This is a genomic window from Lichenifustis flavocetrariae (assembly GCF_026130545.1).
GTDB lineage: Bacteria > Pseudomonadota > Alphaproteobacteria > Rhizobiales > Beijerinckiaceae > Lichenihabitans > Lichenihabitans flavocetrariae.
Genome location: NZ_JAMOIM010000002.1, coordinates 39,342 through 57,487 on the forward strand (window position 1 = coordinate 39,342; position 18,146 = coordinate 57,487).

At 63.7% G+C, this 18,146-nt stretch carries 18 protein-coding genes; 8 read left to right on the plus strand and 10 right to left on the minus strand.

The annotated features are described in order from the left end of the window. The first annotated feature begins 3 nt into the window (after positions 1-3). The gene (locus M8523_RS03620) at positions 4-1,506 is read left to right on the plus strand and encodes a sugar ABC transporter ATP-binding protein (RefSeq protein WP_282583475.1); all 1,503 of its coding nucleotides are present in this window, start codon (positions 4-6) and stop codon (positions 1,504-1,506) included. Between the two features lie 61 nt (positions 1,507-1,567). Continuing rightward, positions 1,568-2,533, plus strand: coding sequence for an ABC transporter permease (locus M8523_RS03625; protein ID WP_428349873.1), 966 nt, complete (start codon positions 1,568-1,570; stop codon positions 2,531-2,533). A 53-nt stretch (positions 2,534-2,586) separates the two neighbouring features. Here the strand turns inward: M8523_RS03625 and gloA are convergent, their stop codons facing one another. Beyond that, positions 2,587-3,003: a lactoylglutathione lyase gene (gene gloA, locus M8523_RS03630; RefSeq protein WP_282583477.1), complete on the minus strand. Its 417-nt coding sequence runs from the start codon at positions 3,001-3,003 to the stop codon at positions 2,587-2,589. A gap of 124 nt (positions 3,004-3,127) precedes the next feature. Between gloA and M8523_RS03635 the strand changes: the two genes are divergently transcribed. The 3 genes from M8523_RS03635 to M8523_RS03645 are packed head-to-tail and all read left to right on the plus strand — an operon-like array spanning position 3,128 to position 6,134. Next, positions 3,128-4,597: an FAD-binding oxidoreductase gene (locus M8523_RS03635; protein WP_282583478.1), complete on the plus strand. Its 1,470-nt coding sequence runs from the start codon at positions 3,128-3,130 to the stop codon at positions 4,595-4,597. Continuing rightward, a complete protein-coding gene (locus M8523_RS03640) occupies positions 4,588-5,394 on the plus strand; it encodes a FadR/GntR family transcriptional regulator (RefSeq protein ID WP_282583479.1) in 807 nt (268 codons plus the stop codon). The genes M8523_RS03635 and M8523_RS03640 overlap by 10 nt, the downstream gene beginning before the upstream one ends. Further along, entirely contained in the window at positions 5,391-6,134 is a 744-nt protein-coding gene (locus M8523_RS03645) for an SDR family oxidoreductase (RefSeq protein WP_282583480.1), read from the plus strand. The genes M8523_RS03640 and M8523_RS03645 overlap by 4 nt, the downstream gene beginning before the upstream one ends. Before the next feature lie 4 nt (positions 6,135-6,138). Here M8523_RS03645 and M8523_RS03650 read toward each other — a convergent pair whose 3' ends face one another. The 3 genes from M8523_RS03650 to M8523_RS03660 all read right to left on the minus strand — a co-directional run bounded on the left by M8523_RS03650 (position 6,139) and on the right by M8523_RS03660 (position 8,994). Further along, positions 6,139-6,669, minus strand: coding sequence for a hypothetical protein (locus M8523_RS03650; RefSeq protein WP_282583481.1), 531 nt, complete (start codon positions 6,667-6,669; stop codon positions 6,139-6,141). A 76-nt stretch (positions 6,670-6,745) separates the two neighbouring features. Then, on the minus strand, positions 6,746-7,648 hold the full coding sequence (locus M8523_RS03655; protein ID WP_282583482.1) for an NAD(P)-dependent oxidoreductase: 903 nt from the start codon (positions 7,646-7,648) through the stop codon (positions 6,746-6,748). 26 nt (positions 7,649-7,674) lie between these two features. Then, entirely contained in the window at positions 7,675-8,994 is a 1,320-nt protein-coding gene (locus M8523_RS03660) for a nickel-dependent lactate racemase family protein (protein ID WP_282583483.1), read from the minus strand. A 317-nt stretch (positions 8,995-9,311) separates the two neighbouring features. On the opposite strand from M8523_RS03660, the gene M8523_RS03665 reads away from it, so the two are divergent. Genes M8523_RS03665 through M8523_RS03675 form a run of 3 tightly spaced genes read left to right on the plus strand, consistent with a single transcriptional unit; the run spans position 9,312 to position 12,271 of the window. Then, positions 9,312-10,298 (plus strand): aldo/keto reductase, encoded by a 987-nt coding sequence (locus tag M8523_RS03665; protein ID WP_282583484.1) that lies wholly within the window; start codon positions 9,312-9,314, stop codon positions 10,296-10,298. Positions 10,299-10,313: 15 nt separating this feature from the next. After that, positions 10,314-11,180 (plus strand): amidohydrolase family protein, encoded by an 867-nt coding sequence (locus M8523_RS03670; protein ID WP_282583809.1) that lies wholly within the window; start codon positions 10,314-10,316, stop codon positions 11,178-11,180. Beyond that, the gene (locus M8523_RS03675; protein WP_282583485.1) at positions 11,180-12,271 is read left to right on the plus strand and encodes a lactonase family protein; all 1,092 of its coding nucleotides are present in this window, start codon (positions 11,180-11,182) and stop codon (positions 12,269-12,271) included. Before M8523_RS03670 ends, M8523_RS03675 begins: the two co-directional genes overlap by 1 nt. Positions 12,272-12,349: 78 nt before the next feature. Here the strand turns inward: M8523_RS03675 and M8523_RS03680 are convergent, their stop codons facing one another. From M8523_RS03680 to M8523_RS03705, 6 genes are all read right to left on the minus strand, one after another. Continuing rightward, the gene (locus M8523_RS03680) at positions 12,350-12,874 is read right to left on the minus strand and encodes a flavin reductase family protein (protein WP_282583486.1); all 525 of its coding nucleotides are present in this window, start codon (positions 12,872-12,874) and stop codon (positions 12,350-12,352) included. 250 nt (positions 12,875-13,124) lie between these two features. Continuing rightward, on the minus strand, positions 13,125-13,853 hold the full coding sequence (locus M8523_RS03685; RefSeq protein ID WP_282583487.1) for an ABC transporter permease: 729 nt from the start codon (positions 13,851-13,853) through the stop codon (positions 13,125-13,127). 14 nt (positions 13,854-13,867) lie between these two features. Next, on the minus strand, positions 13,868-14,824 hold the full coding sequence (locus M8523_RS03690) for an ABC transporter ATP-binding protein (RefSeq protein WP_282583488.1): 957 nt from the start codon (positions 14,822-14,824) through the stop codon (positions 13,868-13,870). Then, positions 14,821-16,002 carry an ABC transporter permease gene (locus M8523_RS03695; protein WP_510182671.1) on the minus strand — a complete coding sequence of 394 codons (1,182 nt, stop codon included), beginning with the start codon at positions 16,000-16,002 and terminating at the stop codon, positions 14,821-14,823. The genes M8523_RS03690 and M8523_RS03695 overlap by 4 nt, the downstream gene beginning before the upstream one ends. 53 nt (positions 16,003-16,055) lie before the next feature. Beyond that, positions 16,056-16,973, minus strand: a complete 918-nt coding sequence (osmF, locus tag M8523_RS03700) for a glycine betaine ABC transporter substrate-binding protein OsmF (protein ID WP_282583490.1) — start codon at positions 16,971-16,973, stop codon at positions 16,056-16,058. A 168-nt stretch (positions 16,974-17,141) separates the two neighbouring features. Beyond that, positions 17,142-18,017 carry a D-amino-acid transaminase gene (locus M8523_RS03705; RefSeq protein ID WP_282583491.1) on the minus strand — a complete coding sequence of 292 codons (876 nt, stop codon included), beginning with the start codon at positions 18,015-18,017 and terminating at the stop codon, positions 17,142-17,144. Positions 18,018-18,146 lie beyond the last annotated feature (129 nt).

Sequence of the window (18,146 nt, forward strand, 5' to 3'; positions counted from 1 at the left end):
GCCATGCTTGCCGCACAATCCATCTGCAAGGGCTTCTTGGGTGTGCAGGCGCTGAAGGACGTCAGCATCGTGGTGCGCCAGAATGAGGTCGTCGGCCTCATCGGCGAAAACGGCGCCGGCAAGTCCACCCTCATGCGGACGCTGTCCGGCACCGTCAAACCCGACAGCGGGACCCTGACGCTCGACGGTAAGCCGCTGAAGCTGCGCTCGACTCGCGACGCGGCCGCGCATGGCATCGGCATGGTGTTTCAAGAGCAATCGCTGCTACTCAACCTGACGGTTGCGGAAAACATCTATCTCGGCGAAGAGCAGCAATTCACCCGCCTCGGCCTGATGAACTGGCGCGCCATGCGGGCCGCGGCCAAGCGGCAGCTCGCCAAGATCGGCGTCGACATCGATGTCGCGGCCCGGACCGGGGAGCTCAGCTTCGCGGCGCGCCAGATGGTGGAGCTCGCGAAAGCCCTCACGCTTGAGGATAGTGTCGCGCGACCTCTCACGATCCTGCTCGACGAACCAACCTCAGTGCTGTCCCGCGCCGACATCGACGTGCTGTTCAACCGGGTACGAGCCCTGAAGCAGCGCGCGAGCTTCGTCTTCGTATCACACCGTCTCGACGAGGTGCTGCAGCTGAGCGACCGGGTCTACGTCATGAAGGACGGCAAGGTCGTGGCCGAGCATGATGCGGCCGACGTGACCGCCCCGCAGTTGCACGAGATCATGGTCGGTCGGAGCTTTCACACCGGCTACTACAAGGAGGCGCGGCAACTCCCGCCCCGAGACGACGTGCTGCTCGAGCTGGCTGGCTTCGGGGTAGGCCAGTCCTGCCGTGATATCGACCTCACGCTTCACGCCGGCGAAGTGCTCGGCATCGCCGGCGTCGTCGGCTCGGGCCGGGAGGAGGTCACGCGAGCCATTGGGGGGTTCCTGTCGCAGACATCCGGTCAACTGAAGGTAAACGGCCGGACCGTGCATCTCAGCGGTCCCGAGCAGGCCGTGGCACTCGGCATCGGGACCGTCCCCCGCGAACGACGCATCGAGGGACTGGTGATGTTCCTTTCTATCGCCCAGAACATCACGCTCGCCGATCTCGGCGCCGTGATGCGCTTGGGCATGATCGACCACAGCCGCGAGCGGCAGGTCGCACAGGATTGGTTGAAGCGCCTGCGCATCAAGGCGCCCAACGTCGATGTGGCCTGCCGCAAGCTCAGCGGCGGCAATCAGCAGAAGGTGGTTCTGGCCCGCTGGATGACGGCCGGATCTCGCATCCTGGTCCTGGACCATCCCACCCGTGGGCTCGATGTCGGCGCCAAGGAGGAAGTCTATGATCTCGTCCGCGATCTTTCGGCCCAGGGGGTCGGCATCCTGCTCCTGTCGGACACGCTGGAAGAAACCATCGGCCTTTGCCATCGCGTCCTGGTGATGCGCGACGGCGAGATCACGGCACATTTCGACGCCACCCCGGGTCAAAAGCCCAATCAGGTCGATCTTGTCCGAGCCATGGTGTGATGATGCGATCCACACCCCGCCCCCACCTTCCGATGCGACCAGGAGCAGGCCCGTGAAAGCGCTGACCGCCGCCGTCGGATGGAAGGGCGCCTCATCGCTTCCGTTCCGCGATCTCGCGCCACCGGGGTTGCTGGTGCTGCTTGTCGTGATCGTCGAGATCTTCGCACCCGGATTCGTGACGCGCGACACGCTCCTGATGGTCTTGGGCGATACGGCCGTGCTGTTCCTCCTGGCGACCGCGGAAACCTTCGTGATCCTGCTTGGCGGGATCGACCTGTCCATCCAGTCCATTGCCTCGCTCGCGAGCGTCCTGCTCGCCCAATTGCTGCCCATCCTTGGCGGTTTCGCCTACCCGGTTGCGATCCTGGCCGGCCTCGTCTTCGGCATCCTCAGCGGCATCGTCCATGTCCGCCTGCGCGTCCCCTCGTTCGTTGCGACCCTGGCCACGGGCGGCGTCGTGGCGGGGTTGGCGCTTCTGGCCGCGCGCGGGCGGGCCATCACGATCGAGGAGGGCGGGCGAGCCTACACGGCTTTCGTCAACGCCACCCTGTTCGGACTGCCGAGCGTTGTTCTGCTCTCGCTTGCCGTGGGACTCGCCGGTTTCTGGGTGCTGCGCTACACACGGTTCGGCCGCTACAGCGTCGCGGTCGGAGCCGGGGAGCCGGCCGCGTGGGCCGCGGGCGTCAACGTCAACCGCACCAAGATCACAGCCTTCGCGGTCTCAGGCACCCTGGCGGCGCTCGCCGGCGTGGTGCTGGCCGCACGCCTGTCGAGCGGATCACCGAGCCTCGCCAATCAGCTGATGCTTCCGGCGATCGCGGCCGTGATCGTCGGCGGCACGGCCATTACGGGTGGATTGGGAAATGTGGGGCGGACGGCCGTCGGCGCCCTCATCATCTCGATCGTGCGTGTCGGCATGACGTTCATCGGCGTCAACATTTTCGCCGAGAACGTGGTCTTCGGCGCCATGCTGATCGCCGCGGTCGCGGTGACGATCGACCGCAGCAAGATCGCCATCATCAAATGAGGGCTGCCGCCCGGGACAGCCTCTCTTCAGCGGCGTCGGAACGACTTTCCGCTTCAGCCCATCGTGTCGAGATCGACCAACTCGATCTTGTAGCCGTCCGGGTCCTCGATAAAGGCAATGTGCGTCGTGCCATGCAGCATCGGACCGGGCTTGCGCGGGATCTTGGCACCCTGCCCTTCCAGGGTTTCGCAGACTTTGTATATGTCGCGCACCCCGAGGGCGAGGTGGCCGAACCCGGTGCCGAGTTCATAAGCGGCGGTCTGGTCCCAGTTGTAGGTGAGCTCGACCACGGTATCGGTGCTCTCGGGCCCATAGCCCACGAAGGCATTGGTGAACTTGCCACCCGGATAGTCATCGCGCCGCAGAAGCTCCATACCGAGGAGCTCGGTGTAGAACTTGATCGACACATCAAGGTCTTTGACCCGGATCATCGTGTGCATCATGCGGAAACCGCTGTTAGGGCTGCTCATGCTCAGGGTGTCCTCTCCAGAGAAAAAGGGATCGAACACGATCCCGCCAGATCATTGTCTGGTCGTCCGGTTGTATGATAAGTAAGGAACAGCCGCAACCGCTCCGGGACCCTGGCAGCAGCCCATGACCGTCGCCCCGCGTTTCGATCAAGCCGTGCTGGCCGCCGTAACCGAGGGTCTCCCGGCCGACCTGCTGATCACGGACCCTCCGGGGCTGGAGCCCTACAGCCGCGACTGGTCGGGCGACCACTACGGGACGCCGCTCGCGGTGGCACGTCCCCGCTCGCCAGCGGAACTCGCCACGCTCATGGCCCGATGTTCGGCACTGCGCCTTCCGGTCGTGCCACAGGGCGGACTCACGGGTCTGGTCGGGGCAGCGGTCGCCGAGCCGGGGCGGGAATTGGTGATCAGCCTGGAACGGATGGCGGCGGTCCGTTCGGTCGACCCGGTCGGCTTCGCGATGGTGGTCGAAGCAGGGTGCGTGCTCGAAGTGGCCAAACGGGCCGCCGCAGATGCCGATTGCCTCCTGCCGATCACCTTCGGGGCGCAGGGGTCATGCCGCATCGGCGGCAATGTCGCCACCAATGCTGGCGGCTTCAACGTGCTGCGTTATGGCATGACGCGCGACCTCGTGCTCGGCCTTGAAGTGGTGCTCGCCGACGGCCGAGTTTGGAATGGATTGCGGACTTTGCGGAAGGACAATCGGGGCTACGATCTAAAGCAACTCTTTATTGGCGCCGAGGGTACGCTCGGGATCGTCACGGCCGCGGCCCTGAAACTGTTCCCCAAGCCGACAAAGGTGGAAGTGGCCCTCGTGGGCTTAAACTCCGTCGCCGATGTCATGTCTTTTTTCGCGCATGCGCGGCGGGCCTGCGGCGATCTCCTCTCGGCCTTCGAGTTGATCCTCCGGCCGGGGCTGAAAGTTGCACTAGATCCACCGGCGTCCCTGCCGGATCCGTTGGGCGCCCCCTACCCGGCCTATGTGCTGATGGAATTGGCCTCCAGCGGGCCTGTCGATCTTCGCGGCATGCTTGAGGATTGCCTCGCCGGCTCCGATCTCGTCGCCGATGGCACGATCGCGGCCAGCCACGCACAGGCTGAGCGGCTTTGGCTCTACCGCGAGATGATGGTCGAACATCAGGGGCACGGCGGACGCTATTACCGCACCGATGTCTCGGTCCCGATCTCCCGCATCGCCTCGTTTCTGACCGAAGCGCTCGCAGGACTCGAAATGGCCCTGCCCGAAGCCAAGCCCGTGGCCTACGGTCATGTGGGGGATGGCAACATTCACCTGAACGTGGTCCCGCCGCCCGGATTGTCGCCGGAGGCCGTCTCGGTGCTGTTCCAACGAGCCGAGGATGTGATCTTTACCATTCTCGACCGGATGGATGGCAGCATCAGCGCGGAACACGGGATCGGCCGGTTGAAACGACATGCGTTCCTGGACCGCATTGATCCTGTGTCGCTGGCCATCGCGGAAAGCGTGAAACAAGCGCTCGATCCCCTGCGGATCCTGAGTCGCGGCCGCATTCTCAATCCGACAACGACAGACGACGACGGCTCCGGAGGGACGGTCAGCGATCCATGGCACTGAAGCTCGACAAAGTCAGCCGAGGCCCTCACTTGCCGACCTTGGTGGCCAGTTCCCTCTCGCGCGAAATCGCGCAAGGCCGGCTCGCGCCCGGCGCGCAATTGCCGACCGAGCAGGCGCTGGCCCAGACCTTCGGGGTCAGCCGCAACGTCATCCGGGAGGCGATCGCGCGGCTCCGGTCGGAAGGCCGGGTCTGGTCGCAACAGGGGCGTGGCGCCTTCGTGTCGGATGCACCGCCCCCCGCCGTGCTGACCATTGATCATGAGGGCCTGCACGACGCCGACAATTTCCGCAGCCTGTTCGAATTGCGCGGCATTCTCGAGGTGCAGGCCGCCGCGCTCGCGGCCGAACGACGCTCCACGGACGATCTCGACAAAATGCGCGCGGCGCACGAAGCGATGGCTGCCGCCATCTACGGCAGCATCGCCTGGTTGAACGCCGATCTCGACGTGCATCGCACCATCGCGGCGGCGACCGGCAACGGCTATATGCTGCAATTCCTGAGTTTTGTGTCCGAGCGCGTTCGCGATAGTATCCTGGCCTCGGGCAACAAGCACAGTTCCGAGGACGTGGCGCAGATCACGCTCGGCGAACACGAACGCATTCTGGCCGCCATTGGCGACGGGAATGCCGAGGAAGCCCAAGCCGCGATGCGGGCCCATCTCGTCGGTGCGGCCCAGCGTGTCGGGGTGACCGGAAAGCCGTCGAAGACGGCTATGGATGATGAAAAGAACAGGATCGACCGGGTGCCGTCCAAACGGCAACCACGACAAACGGCAGATGCAGGTGTTTTGAAATGACGGGTCGGCTCAAAGGCAAGACGGTGATCATCACGGCGGCGGCGCAAGGCATCGGCCTCGCCTCGGCCCTCGCCTGCGCCCGCGAGGGCGCCCAGGTCATCGCCACCGACATAGACGCTGGGAAACTCGCGTCCAACGCAACCGCCGAGGGCATCATTACCGAGCGTCTGGACGTTCTCGATCCCGCCGCCATCAAGGCCTTCGCGGAGCGATACCCCTCCCCGGACGCCTTGTTCAACTGCGCCGGCTTCGTGCACAACGGTTCGATCCTTGAGTGCGACGAAGACGCCTTCTCGTTTTCGGTCGATCTCAACGTGAGGGCCATGTACCGCATGATGCGGGCCTTTTTGCCCGGCATGATCGCCAAGGGTGGCGGCTCGATCGTCAACATGGCAAGCGTCGCCTCGACCATCATCGCGGCGCCGAACCGTTTCGTCTACGGCGCCACAAAGGCGGCGGTCACCGGCATGACGAAATCCGTCGCGGCCGATTTCGTGACGAAGGGCATCCGGGCGAATGCGATCTGCCCCGGTACGATCGAAAGCCCGTCCCTGCAGGACCGCATGCGGGCACTGGGCGATTACGACACGGCCCGGGCGAGCTTCCTGGCCAGGCAGCCCATGGGCCGGCTCGGCACACCAGACGAGGTCGCAAACCTCGTCGTATTCCTGGTGAGCGACGAATCCTCGCTGATCACCGGGACGGCGATCGCAATCGACGGTGGGTGGACGAATACCTGACCGCCTACGGCGGGGGTTTCAAAATATCTTCGGCATGTTCGAGAGAGATCTGCCGGGACGCCGTGAGTGGCACGTGGTAAGCGAAGGAGTGGGCCACGCCTGCCCTGCCTTTTGCTGCGGCGCGACCCGCTTCCGGCCCGTGGCAAACTGCGAAATAGATCGCAAAGAAGTTCACTGAAGATCGTTGCGCCCAGGCTGGGCTTTGCTCGTCGGGCGCGAGCATGAAGGCGGTCGCGGGTCGATCCGGCTGCACGCTGATCACCGCCGGCCTCGTCGCCGAGCAATAAACGAACCCGCTTTCCTCACCCTGGCTGGCGCGCCCTTGGGAACTGGCGTGGAACGTCTCGACTTTCGTCTTAAAGAGCTGGCCGTCCGGCCCCGGGGCGACAGGAGTCTTCTCCAGGATCGCGAACTCGGCACAACCGTCCTTCTGACAGAGACCTCGTATGATTTCGGTTGATGAAGTGCCCTGGGCCTGCGCGGCCCAGGGCAGAAGAATGACAAGAAACGCGAGTGCGGAACATCGAAGCTGCATCCACGGGAAACCGGTCGGTCCCCATAAGGTTCGCTTTGACACTTGAATTTCGCGCTGCCTCGTCGAGGTTCTCAAGTTATCTGGCCGGCTCGACCAACGAAACCCCATTCAGTTCCGCCACGATGTCGGACAGCATGGGAACGTATTTCTCGCCCTGCCCCGTGCCGACGGCGGTCGCGAAGGCGTTGCGCACGGCCGACCCCATCGGGTTCGCGGCCCCCATGGCGACGGCGGCCGAGGCTAGGTAGCTCATATCCTTGTGCGCATTGCTCAACGTGAACTGGTGGGCGTTCTTGTCCCGCTCGATCACATATTTGAAGAAGGTCTGGTAGAAGCCGCAATCCATGCGACCGTTGCGGATCACGCTGTCGAAGACTTTCGGCGTCAGGCCGGCTTTGACGCCAAGCATCAAGGCCTCGGAATAAAGCGCGGCATAGCCCATCGAGATGAAGTTGTTGAGGAGCTTCATCGTATGGCCGCTGCCCACCGGCCCGGTGTGGATCACGCGTCCCGCGAAGGCGTCGATCACGGTCTTGGCGCGCGCGAAATCGGCGTCGCTGCCGCCCGCCATGATGTCGAGCGTCCCCTCCATCGCGTCCTTCGGCGTGCGCGACATGGGAGCGTCGACGAGAATGATGTTCTTGGCCGCAAGCTCCTCGGCCAACTTCACCGTCACGGACGGGTTCGAGGTCGAGCAGTCGATGATCATGAGTGGCTTGCCGGCGGCAACCAGCCCGTCGGGCCCGTTGATCACCTCTTCGACTTGCGGCGAGCCGGTGACGCACAGGATCACGATATCGCTGGCCTCCGCAATCGCCTTGGGAGTCCTGGCTTCCTGGGCGCCGGCCTTCAGAAGGGTTTCGATGGCCTCACGCTTGCGGTGAGCCATCACGGTGAGCGGCCAGCCTTTCCGCACGATATTGGTGGCCATGCCGAAGCCCATGAGGCCCAGCCCAATGAATCCGATGCGTTCCTTCATGGTCTTCTCCCAATCGTTTTTGTTAGTCAGGCCGCTGCTGGCTGGTGGTAAGGGATCACATAGGGCCCCTCCGGGATCACCGCGACTGCGGAGTCCCCGGAACGGGTGATCGCGGCCGCGACGGCCTCGTCGATGTTGGTGACGAGATGCACGCCCGTCACATCGCGGTCGGCTTGTGCGAGCCCGGTGGTATAAAGCTCAACCCGGCCAACCCGAAGCGACTTCACCTGCATCTCGGTCTGCCACTCGTCGACCTCGGCCAGCGACTTGGCCGTCAGGGTCGCCAGGAAGCGCTCCGGGCCGAGGTCCACCAATCGCTGTTGCGCTTCGCGGAACTCGGCCGAACCGAACCCTTCCGAGCATTCCGACGCCATGATCAACGTGCCGCCCGGCGCCAGAATATCGAGCGGCGTCACCATGCCCTTGATGGTCTGATAATAGGTCTTGTCGAGCGGGTAGCCGGCCGAGGACGTCACCACCGTGCTGAACTTGCGTCCGACCGGCACATGGGTGGCGCCGCTCACGAAGTCGACGGCGGCCTGATGACTGGCGATGATCTCGCCGAAGCTGACGAAAACGAGATCGCGATCCTCGTCGATCACCGTGTTGAGGGCATAGCAATACCCGAGCATCCGAACGATTTCCAGTTGCTCCTCGTGCAGGGGATTGCCGATGAGATTGCACTGAACCGCGAGCGGGTCTTCCATGAAACGCGCCGAATGGAAGGTGCGGATCGTCTCGTGTCCCGCGACGCCCGGCGCGATCACCTTGCGACCACCCGACCAGCCGGCCATGAAATGCGGCTCGACGAGACCAGTGGCGATCCGAAGATCCGCCTCGACGAAACGGCGGTCGAGTTTCACCGGCGTACCGCGGGTCGGGGTTCTCCCCAAGTCGACATGATCGTCCTCGTTGCGAGCATCATGGTTCTCGACCCGCACTTCGGCCAGCACCCAAGGGTCGCCCACCAATTCAGCCAATTCCTCGCCGAGGTTCGGACGATGCAGACCGGTCGCCACCAGAACCGTGATGCGGTCGATCGGGATGCCGGCCGTGACCATGGTCTCGATCATCGGCCGGAGGAACAGCCGGTTCGGCACCGGCCGGGTGATGTCGCAGATAAGAATGCATGCGCTGCGCTTGCCCGCCGCGAGCTGGCTGAGTGGCGGCGAACCGAACGGCTTAGTCCTAAGTGCCGCATCGAGCGCCGCAGCGGCGTCGGGCAGTTTCGGGAGCGCACGCTTGCGGATCGTCGTGATGCGGGCCCCCGCAGGCAAGCGAAGCGGGAGGTGGCCACGGCCATAGGCGATCGCCACCGCCTGTTCTCGATCGATCGTTCCGCTCACGTCACGCTCCTAATAGCACTTCGCCGGCCGGGCGACCGTGAAGGGTCGCTGAGATCGGCAGACCTATGCACCCTATGCCGCACACCAGCCGCGCCACAGGAGCGTTCCCCATCTCTGCTGTCCAGATCATCATACAGCACAAAACCGGCCGATCATCGGGTTGTTGGACAAGTTTCGCATATCGGCAGCACGGGTCAATGTCTGTCACAGACAAAGCGTACCGGAGCGTGGAGTTCAGGCTTGCCAATGCGCGAGCGCTTGTATGATAACCCAATGAATTCGAGCCTGGCTTAAAGGCTGCACGCGGGAGAGACGCCATGCAAACGAGAGAATTTGGCCGCACCGGGCGACAGGTCAGCGAGATCGGCTTCGGGGCTTGGGCTATCGGGGCCGACTGGGGCCATGTCGATTCGAGCGATGCCGAAGCCGCCTTGAACACCGCCCTCGACGCCGGCATGACCTTTATCGACACCGCGGACGTCTACGGCGACGGCAGGTCCGAGCAGTTGATCGGCAACGTCCTGAAAAGCCGTGGCGGCGCCCGACCTTACGTGGCCACCAAGGCTGGCCGACGTTTGCCCAAGCAGACCGTGGAAGGCTTTTCGGCTGAAAACCTGTCGGCCTGGACGGATCGCAGTCTGAAAAACCTGCAGGTCGACACGCTGGACCTCGTGCAATTGCATTGCCCGCCGACCGAACTCTATTATCACCCCGAGGTCTTCGAGCGTCTCGACCGGCTGGTCGAAGCAGGCAAGATCCGTAATTACGGCGTCAGCGTCGAGCGTATTGAGGAGGCTCTCAAGGCGATGGACTATCCGGGCGTCACCAGCGTCCAGATCATTTTCAACATCTTCCGGCAGCGCCCGATCGAGGTGTTCTTCAAGCAGGCGCTTGAAAAGAAGGTGGCGATCATCGCCCGTGTGCCGCTGGCTTCCGGGCTCCTGTCGGGCAAGTTCAAGACCGACACCAAGTTCGACACGTCCGATCACCGGCAATACAACCGCAACGGCGAAGCCTTCGATGTCGGAGAAACCTTTTCTGGCGTTGACTATGCGAAGGGCCTCGCGGCGGTCGAGAAGATCCGCCCTCTCGTCGGCGGCAACGCCAGCATGGCGCAGTTCGCGCTGCGTTGGATCCTGATGTTCGATGCCGTGACGGTGGCCATCCCGGGTGCCAAGAACCCTGATCAGGCCCGCGCCAACGCGGCCGCGGCCGACCTGCCGGCGTTGAGCGCCGAGACCATGGCGGAGCTGAAGAAGATCTACGACGCGGACATTCGTCCCGCCGTCCACGGCCGCTGGTGAGGCGGACCCGTGGCTATGCCCGTGATCGACGCCCATCAGCATTTCTGGGATCCGGCCACGGGCCACTATCCGTGGCTCAAAGGCTCCTTCGACCCGATTGCCCGCCCGTTCGGCCCCGCAGACCTCGCGCCCGAATTGGTCCGAGAGGGGATCGACGGCACTGTCCTGGTCCAGACCTGGAACAACCTCGGCGAGACCTGGGACTATATCGGCGTTGCGGCCGCAACCCCGTTCGTTGCGGGCGTTGTCGGCTGGGTCGACCTCACCGATCCTTCGATCAAGCCCACGCTCACGGCATTGAAAGCCAGCCCGAACGGACGCTGGCTGGTCGGCATCCGCCACCTCGTACAGGACGAAGCCGACCCGAACTGGCTCCTCCGCGAGGACGTGCGCCGTGGTCTCGCGACCGTCGCCGAGGCCGGTCTCGTCTACGATCTCGTGATCAAACCGCCGCAACTCCCGGCCGCATTGCGGACGGTGGCGGATTTCCCGCATCTCCGCTTCGTGCTCGATCATATCGCCAAGCCCGACATCAAGGCCGGCGCTTTCGCGCCTTGGGCGGAACTCGTCCGACAGTTCGAGCCGCATCGCGACCACGTCTGGTGCAAGCTGTCGGGGATGATCACCGAAGCCGATTGGCAGAACTGGACCCCCCAGATCCTCAAACCATATGTGGACGAGGTCCTGCAGATCTTCGGCCCCGACCGCTGCATGTACGGGTCCGACTGGCCGGTCTGCCTCGTCGCCGGCCGCTATGCCCAGGTGATTGATGCCCTGCGCAAATGCCTGGAGCATCACGACACTACGTCAAAAGAACAGATCTTTGGCCGTTCTGCCGTCGAGGCCTACCGGTTGCCAAGCCTCTACGAAGGACCGCTCTGATGCTGGCGCTCGTCGGATCGTTGACCCGGGGTGTGCCGCATATGGCGCCCGCACGCGGCGAAGGCATCAGCGTCTATGCCTTCGACGCGGAAACCGGAACGTTCGACCGCATGCATGTGCGCGACGGCATCGACAACCCTTGCTTCGTGGCGCCGCATCCCGAGCGCCCGCTTGTCTATGCCGTCTCGGAAGTCTTCGGCTGGAACGAGGGCACTCTCACGGCCTACCGGCTCGACCGGGCGACTGGACGCCTGATCTATCTTAACAAACAGCCGACGCACGGCAATCTCGCCTGCTTCTGCGGACTCGACAGATCGGGCCGTTTTGCTGTGGTGGCGAATTACTCGCTCGGCGACCCAACCGAGGAGCCGCGCCGCGCTTTCGCGGTCTTTCCCCTCCGCGAAGATGGCGGGCTGCACCCAGCTTCCTGCACCATCCAACTGCACGGCACCGGCCCGGATACCGAACGCCAGGAGCAGCCGCACGGCCACTGGATCGGTTTCAGCCCGGACAATCGCTTTTTGATCGGGGTCGATCTCGGCACCGATCGGATCTTAACTTATCCCTTCGGTGCGGTGGCAGGCACCGTCGATGAGGCAGACGTTCGCGTCTGTGTGCTGCCGGCAGGAAGCGGGCCACGACACCTCGTCTGGCATCCGGATGGAGCAACGGCCTTCGTCAGCCACGAGATGGCGAATAGCGTCAGCCGGCTCGCTTTCGATACGGGCAGAGGGCGCTTTACACTTGTCGAGACCGTCTCGACCTTGCCGGAGGGCTGGTCATCGCCAAGCGACGTGTCCGACCTCCAAATCACACCGAGCGGTCAGACCCTGATCGTGGCCAATCGAGGCCATGACGGTCTCACGGTTTTCCGGTGCGAAGCGGGCGGTCCTCTCGTCACGTCGCACCACATCTCAGGTCAGGGCCAAACGCCGCGTCACCTGCAAATCGACCCGTCCGGCCGCTGGCTCATCGCAGCCTATCAGGCCAGCGACGTCCTCGCGGTCTATGCGCTCGACGACCAGACGTCGCGCCTGACGTTCACTCGGCTCGTCCCGTGCGGTTCCCCGATGTGCGTTCGGTTCGCCTGACGGGGACCATGGAGGACCCCAGGTACGGGGAAATGAGCCTCCAGGCTTCGCTCGCGAAGACGCGCAGCCGACATCTGGTCAAAGGAGATTGAGGTTACCGAAGCGGCCATGACCGTAGACGAGCGCATTGCCGTCGCCGAGTTCACCACGCACGTCGCGCACCGCACCGAGAACGATCCCGTGACTGTGCCGCTCGATGATCTCCTCGACCTCACAGTCGATCACCGCCAGGGCGCCGACGAGACCGGACGCCCCAGTGCCCATGGTAATCCAATCCGCTCCGTCATACCGCGCCGCGCCCTTGATTCCGTTGATGCCGGCGAAGCGGCCCGCCAGCTCCGCCTGATCGGCATGCACGATGTTGACGCAGAAGTGCCGCCGCTTGAGGATGATCGGATAGCTCGACGATGTCCGGTTGATGCAGATCAACATCGTCGGCGGATCCATCGAAAGTGACACCGCGGAGGTCGCGGTCAAGCCAGTGCGCTCTTCACCGATGCCGGCCGTAATCACCGCAACGCCACCAACAAGACGCCGCATGGCTTCCTTTAGCGAGAGCGCGTCCACATGAGGGCGTTCGAAGGTTTGGAGAGGAAAGTTCATTTCGGGTCCGGTCATTCGAATGGGGCGGTCTGTATCCTTGCCGCGGCAACGCCCGAAGAGGCTTCAATGGTCCAAGCCAAGGCGTCTTAACTCCAAGCGCTCTCGGTCGCAGGAGCATCTCCGAACGACCATCTCATACGTCTATAAAATTTGTCAACTAATCAGGCGGTCACCGAGCCGCTTGTCCTGCGGATGGTTGGAGCCTGAAACCCTTTTCACCGCTCTTCAAGAGACAGTCTTCAAAACGTGCTCAAGCATCGACCGTTCCGGCACGCCGCGCGACAGCGCGCTCCAACAGGCCAAAGGCGTCGTAGATCAGCACTGCCAGTAACGCGACGATCAGCCCCCCCTGGAGGATGAAGGCAGTGTTGGAGGACTGCAGGCCCGCGATGATGACCTCGCCCAATCCTTTGGCCGCCACCGTGGAGCCGATCGTGGCGGTCCCCATGTTGATGACGATCGACAGGCGAAGTCCGGCCAGGATCACCGGCAGGGCGAGCGGCAATTCGACATCCATGAAACGTTGACGAGCGCTGAGGCCCATGCCGCGCGCCGCCTCGATGACGGTCGGGTTCACCTCGCGCAGCCCTGTGATGGTGTTCTCGAAAATCGGCAGGAGGCCGTAGAGGATCAGGGCGATCAGGGTCGGCGTGGTCCCGAAACCGACGAGCGGCACTGCAATGGCCAGGACGGCAACCGGCGGAAAAACCTGCCCGATGTTCACGATCGTGCGAGAAAGCGGCAGGAACTCGGCGCCGGATGGCCGCGTGACGAAGATGCCCAGCGTCAGGGCCAGGATGGCGCTGGCGATGCTCGCGACCGCGACGAGGCCGAGATGCGCGAGCGTCAGGTCGAGCAGGCTGCCCTGGTTGTAGATCGCAGGAGCCCCATTCTCGGTCAGTGGCCGGAGCAGCGGCTCGAACCATCGGGGCATGAAGACCAGGGCAGCCAGCAGCAGCAATCCCCCAGCCCGCGCCATGTAACCCAGAATCCTCATTCGGGTGGGCTGGAGACCGCGGGCGCTCCCGCTCGGGCGAGGATCGCGGCCATCGTGATCCTCCCCCTGATGGCGCCATCTGCCGACATCACCGGCAAGCTTGTTGCCTGCCGCCAGAGAAGATCGGCGAGCGCGTCGTGCAGCGTGGTGGTGTCCGGCACCGGCCGACCCTCGGCATCCCCGGGCTCGACCGCATCGGCCACCGAGCGGAGAGACAGCAGGCGAAAGGGCCTGTCACTCGTACCGATCAATCGCTCGACGAAGCCGTGTTTCGGCCGCGCCAGAAGCTCGGCGGGGCTCGCGAATTGCAGGAGCTTGCCGCCGTCCATCACGGCAATGTGCCCAGCCAGATGGAGCGCTTCCTCCATATCGTGGGTCACGAGAACGACCGTGACACCCAGGCGCCTTTGCAACGCGAGGAGATCGGCCTGCGCCTGACTACGGATGATCGGGTCGAGCGCCCCGAAAGGCTCGTCCATGAGCAGGACGGCAGGCTCCGCCGCCAGGGCCCTCGCGACGCCCACGCGTTGCTGCTGCCCCCCCGAGAGCTGATGCGGATATTTGTTCGCGTAGACGGTCGCGTCCAACTGAAGCAGCTCAAGCAGCTCCGAGACGCGGCGGTCGATGCGGGCCTTCTCCCATTTCAGCAGCACCGGGACCGTCGCGATATTGCGGGCCACGGTCCAGTGCGGGAAGAGTCCATGGCCCTGGATCACATAGCCGATGCCCCGGCGCAGCTCCTCGCCGCTGAGCGATGCGGTGTCCTGCCCGGCAATGCGGATCGCACCGGAGCTCGGCTCGATCAGGCGATTGATCATGCGCAGCAGGGTTGATTTCCCACTGCCCGAAGTGCCGACGACGGCCGTGATCGTGCCTCGCTCAAGCGTGAGACTGACATCGTCGACCGCGAGGGTGGTCCCGAATCGGCGCGAGACATGCTCGATCTCGATCACGGAGCGGCTCCCCGAGTCAGGTCGACGGCGGCGTCGAGCAGCACAGCCGCCACAAACGCGAGTGCGATGATCGGAACCGTCCCGAGCAGCACGAGGTCGGTCGCGGATTGTCCGATGCCCTGGAACACGAAGCTTCCCAGTCCTCCGCCTCCGATCAGTGCCGCAACCGTGACCAGTCCGATATTCTGCACCAGCACGATCCGGATGCCTGTCAGAATGATGGGGGTGGCGAGTGGCAGTTCGACCTTGAGAAGACGCTGACCTCCACTCATGCCCATGCCCCGAGCAGCCTCGGAGGTCTGCGGCGAAACCTGGTCAAGCCCGATCACCGTATTGGCCACGACGGGCAGCAGGGAATAGAGGAACAATGCGATCGCGGCCGGCGCTGTGCCAATGCCGCGAATGCCGAGCTCGGACAACAAAGGCAATCGGGCCGCAAGTAACCCGAGCGGCACCATCATCAGGCCGTACATCGCAATGCTCGGAATGGTCTGAATGACGTTGAGCACCGGTAGGGTGATGGCGCGCAGGTGGGGCAACCGCGCACAGGCAATCCCGAGCGGCACACCGACAATGACGGCGCCCGCGAGCGAACCAACGGCCAATTCGACATGTTTCGTCGCCTCCGTCCAAAACGTGTCGGCATGCGAAGCATATTCCTTGAGGATTGAAATCCCACGGAGCCAACCGGAGCAGAGGATGAGGGCCGACGCGGCCGCAACACCGGCGAGCGCCAAAAGGCGCACCCAAGGGCCGGGTTTCAGCTTGGCGAGCGTGTCTGCGGCAAGCAACGCAAAGGCGAGAATGAGAAGCCAAAAGCCGCTCGATGGGGATACCCGCGCGAATGTGTTGCTCGGCGGCACAAGGTGCAAAGGCACCAGACCGATCAGGCCAATCAGAACCGCAAGGGCCGCAAAGGCCGCGATCGCCCGCCATAAGATCGGCGTTCGGCTAAAGGCTACGAGGATCGCAGTACAGATGATCGCGCCCCCCACGAGTCCCGTCGTTTGCGGCAGCGCGGCAAGGAAGCTCACGCTCTTGCCCGAAGCAATCCGGTTGGGGCGGTAGGTCACGAAGGGCTGAAGAACCAGCGCGATCGCCGCCATCGCCCCAAACACACACCCGACACGATCGAAGCGCCCCAAAAGGGACGAAAAAAGGTTGGTGGGCGAACGCAGACGGTCCGAGGTGGGCTGAACTCGAGTTGAACGGCCCTCCCCGAAGCCGCTGGTCATTTTACCAGGCTTTTGGTTTTCAGATAGTCCTTCGCGACATCGGCGGCAGGTTCGCCATTGACCTGGATGCGTGCGTTGAGGTCCTGAAGGGTCTTGAGATCGAGACCGGCGAAGACGGGCTTCAGCACGTCGGCAATCTTCGGGTTCGCCTTCAGAACAGCATCGCGGATGATCGGAGCCGGGGCATAGACCGGCTGCACGCCCTTGTCGTCATCGAGAACCACCAGATCCGCCGCCACGATGCCGCCGTCGGTCCCATAGACCATCGCGGCGTTCACGCCATCCGTCTGGTCGGCCGCGGCCTTGATGGTGGCTGAGGTGTCGCCGCCCGACAGGTTCAGGATCTGGTCGGGCGTCAAGACGAAGCCATAGGTCTTCTGGAAGGCCGGAAGCGCCGCCGCGCTGTTCACAAATTCCGACGAGGCCGCGAGCTTCACCTTCCCGCCGCCCGAGACCCATTTGCCAAAATCCGTAAGGCTCTTGAGCTTGTTGCCTGTCGCGACATCGCTGCGCAGCCCGATCGCCCAGGTGTTATTCGCGGGTGCCGGCGTCAGCCACACGATCTTGTTCGCGGCATAATCGAGCGTCTTTGCTAATTCGTAGCCCTTCGCGGCATCTTTCCAGGCGCTATCGTCGGCCTTGTTGAAGAAGAAGCCCGCATTTCCGGTATATTCCGGGTAGATATCGATTTCCCCCGCCACGATGGCTTTGCGGAGGATCGGCGTGCTGCCCAGGGAAATCCGGTCCGATGTCGAGATCCCATTGGCCTTCAAGGCCTGCGAGATGATGTTGCCAAGCAGCGCCCCCTCGGTGTCGATCTTCGACGACACGACGACGTCGGCTGCCGCCGCTCCCCCTGCGGTAGCCGTGACACTCGCGACCGCTAGGGCGAGCACCTTGAATGAGAAGCGCATGATCGATCCAATTCAAAATCTTGGAGTCTGATTAGTAGAGTGGATGGGTCGACGATCAAGGCCGAAGTGAGAGGCGTCATCGGCGGCCAACAGACAATTTGAAGCAGCGCGGCCATTCCATGCCCCGGTTCGCGGTGCGACGGGAGCTCGGCGCGCTCGCGGTGAGGCTCAAGAGCAAGCGGCAGACACGTCACGACCCGAGGCTCGCGCGAGTTCGATATACAGCGTACGGAGCTTTCGCGCATGTGGGCCGGGACGCCCTGACCCGATAGGTTGCCCGTCAAGGGAAACGACGGGCGCCACGAAAGTCGAAGCACTGGTGTAAAATACCTCGGCGGCCCGGAGAGCCTCCTGCACCGTGAAGGCGCGCTCCTCGACCCGGAGCCCTGCTTCGGCGGCGAGGCGCAGCACGGCCAGACGCGTGATCCCGGGCAGGATATCGCTGGACAGCGGACGCGTGACGATGACCCCGTCCTGCGTGATGATGAAGGCCGTCGAGGAGCCTCCCTCGGTCACGAAACCATCCTCGACCATGAAGGCCTCGGCAGCGCCGGCTTCGGCAGCCTGCCGCTTGGCCAGGACCTGAGCCAGGAGCCCGACCGACTTGATGTCGCGACGCGCCCAGCGGAGATCCGGAACGGTAATCACCGCGGCGCCAGCGACAGCAAGGCGCGACTCCAGGATGGTCTTGACCTGGGTGAACATGACGACGGTCGGCGACATCGCGTCCGCAAATCCGAAGTCGCGCTCGGCGACGCCGCGCGTGACCTGGATGTAGACGATACCCTCGACCAGACGATTGCGCCGGACGAGTTCGACCTGACGCACGACCCATTCGGCATGGGAATAGGGTGAAGCGATACCGATTTCGGTGAGGGAGCGGTCGAGGCGGGAAAGATGTGCCTCGTTGTCGACGAGTTCACCGTCAAGGACGGCGCTGACCTCGTAAATGGCGTCGGCGAACAGGAAGCCGCGATCCATGATCGGGATACGGGCCTCGTCATAGGGGATGAAGCTTCCATTCAGAAAGACGATGCGGTCCATAGGCGATCCGTGACGTTCGGCAGTGTCAGCCCCTTCCTTACAGCAGAGTCACCGCGCCAAAAGATTTGGCCCTTCGGGTTGACCCATGTGTGCCTGCGAAGGACCGCCGTAAGCATGTGCCGTTATCGC

What these genes read in the sequence shown, in the direction of transcription:
- M8523_RS03680 (WP_282583486.1), bottom strand. Translation starts at nt 12,874, where the DNA reads ATGAACTTTCCTCTCCAAACCTTCGAACGCCCTCATGTGGACGCGCTC.
- M8523_RS03635 (WP_282583478.1), top strand. Translation starts at nt 3,128, where the DNA reads ATGACCGTCGCCCCGCGTTTCGATCAAGCCGTGCTGGCCGCCGTAACC.
- M8523_RS03645 (WP_282583480.1), top strand. Translation starts at nt 5,391, where the DNA reads ATGACGGGTCGGCTCAAAGGCAAGACGGTGATCATCACGGCGGCGGCG.
- M8523_RS03685 (WP_282583487.1), bottom strand. Translation starts at nt 13,853, where the DNA reads ATGGCGCGGGCTGGGGGATTGCTGCTGCTGGCTGCCCTGGTCTTCATG.
- osmF (WP_282583490.1), bottom strand. Translation starts at nt 16,973, where the DNA reads ATGCGCTTCTCATTCAAGGTGCTCGCCCTAGCGGTCGCGAGTGTCACG.
- M8523_RS03705 (WP_282583491.1), bottom strand. Translation starts at nt 18,017, where the DNA reads ATGGACCGCATCGTCTTTCTGAATGGAAGCTTCATCCCCTATGACGAG.
- M8523_RS03620 (WP_282583475.1), top strand. Translation starts at nt 4, where the DNA reads ATGCTTGCCGCACAATCCATCTGCAAGGGCTTCTTGGGTGTGCAGGCG.
- M8523_RS03665 (WP_282583484.1), top strand. Translation starts at nt 9,312, where the DNA reads ATGCAAACGAGAGAATTTGGCCGCACCGGGCGACAGGTCAGCGAGATC.
- M8523_RS03670 (WP_282583809.1), top strand. Translation starts at nt 10,314, where the DNA reads ATGCCCGTGATCGACGCCCATCAGCATTTCTGGGATCCGGCCACGGGC.
- gloA (WP_282583477.1), bottom strand. Translation starts at nt 3,003, where the DNA reads ATGAGCAGCCCTAACAGCGGTTTCCGCATGATGCACACGATGATCCGG.
- M8523_RS03640 (WP_282583479.1), top strand. Translation starts at nt 4,588, where the DNA reads ATGGCACTGAAGCTCGACAAAGTCAGCCGAGGCCCTCACTTGCCGACC.
- M8523_RS03675 (WP_282583485.1), top strand. Translation starts at nt 11,180, where the DNA reads ATGCTGGCGCTCGTCGGATCGTTGACCCGGGGTGTGCCGCATATGGCG.
- M8523_RS03655 (WP_282583482.1), bottom strand. Translation starts at nt 7,648, where the DNA reads ATGAAGGAACGCATCGGATTCATTGGGCTGGGCCTCATGGGCTTCGGC.
- M8523_RS03650 (WP_282583481.1), bottom strand. Translation starts at nt 6,669, where the DNA reads ATGCAGCTTCGATGTTCCGCACTCGCGTTTCTTGTCATTCTTCTGCCC.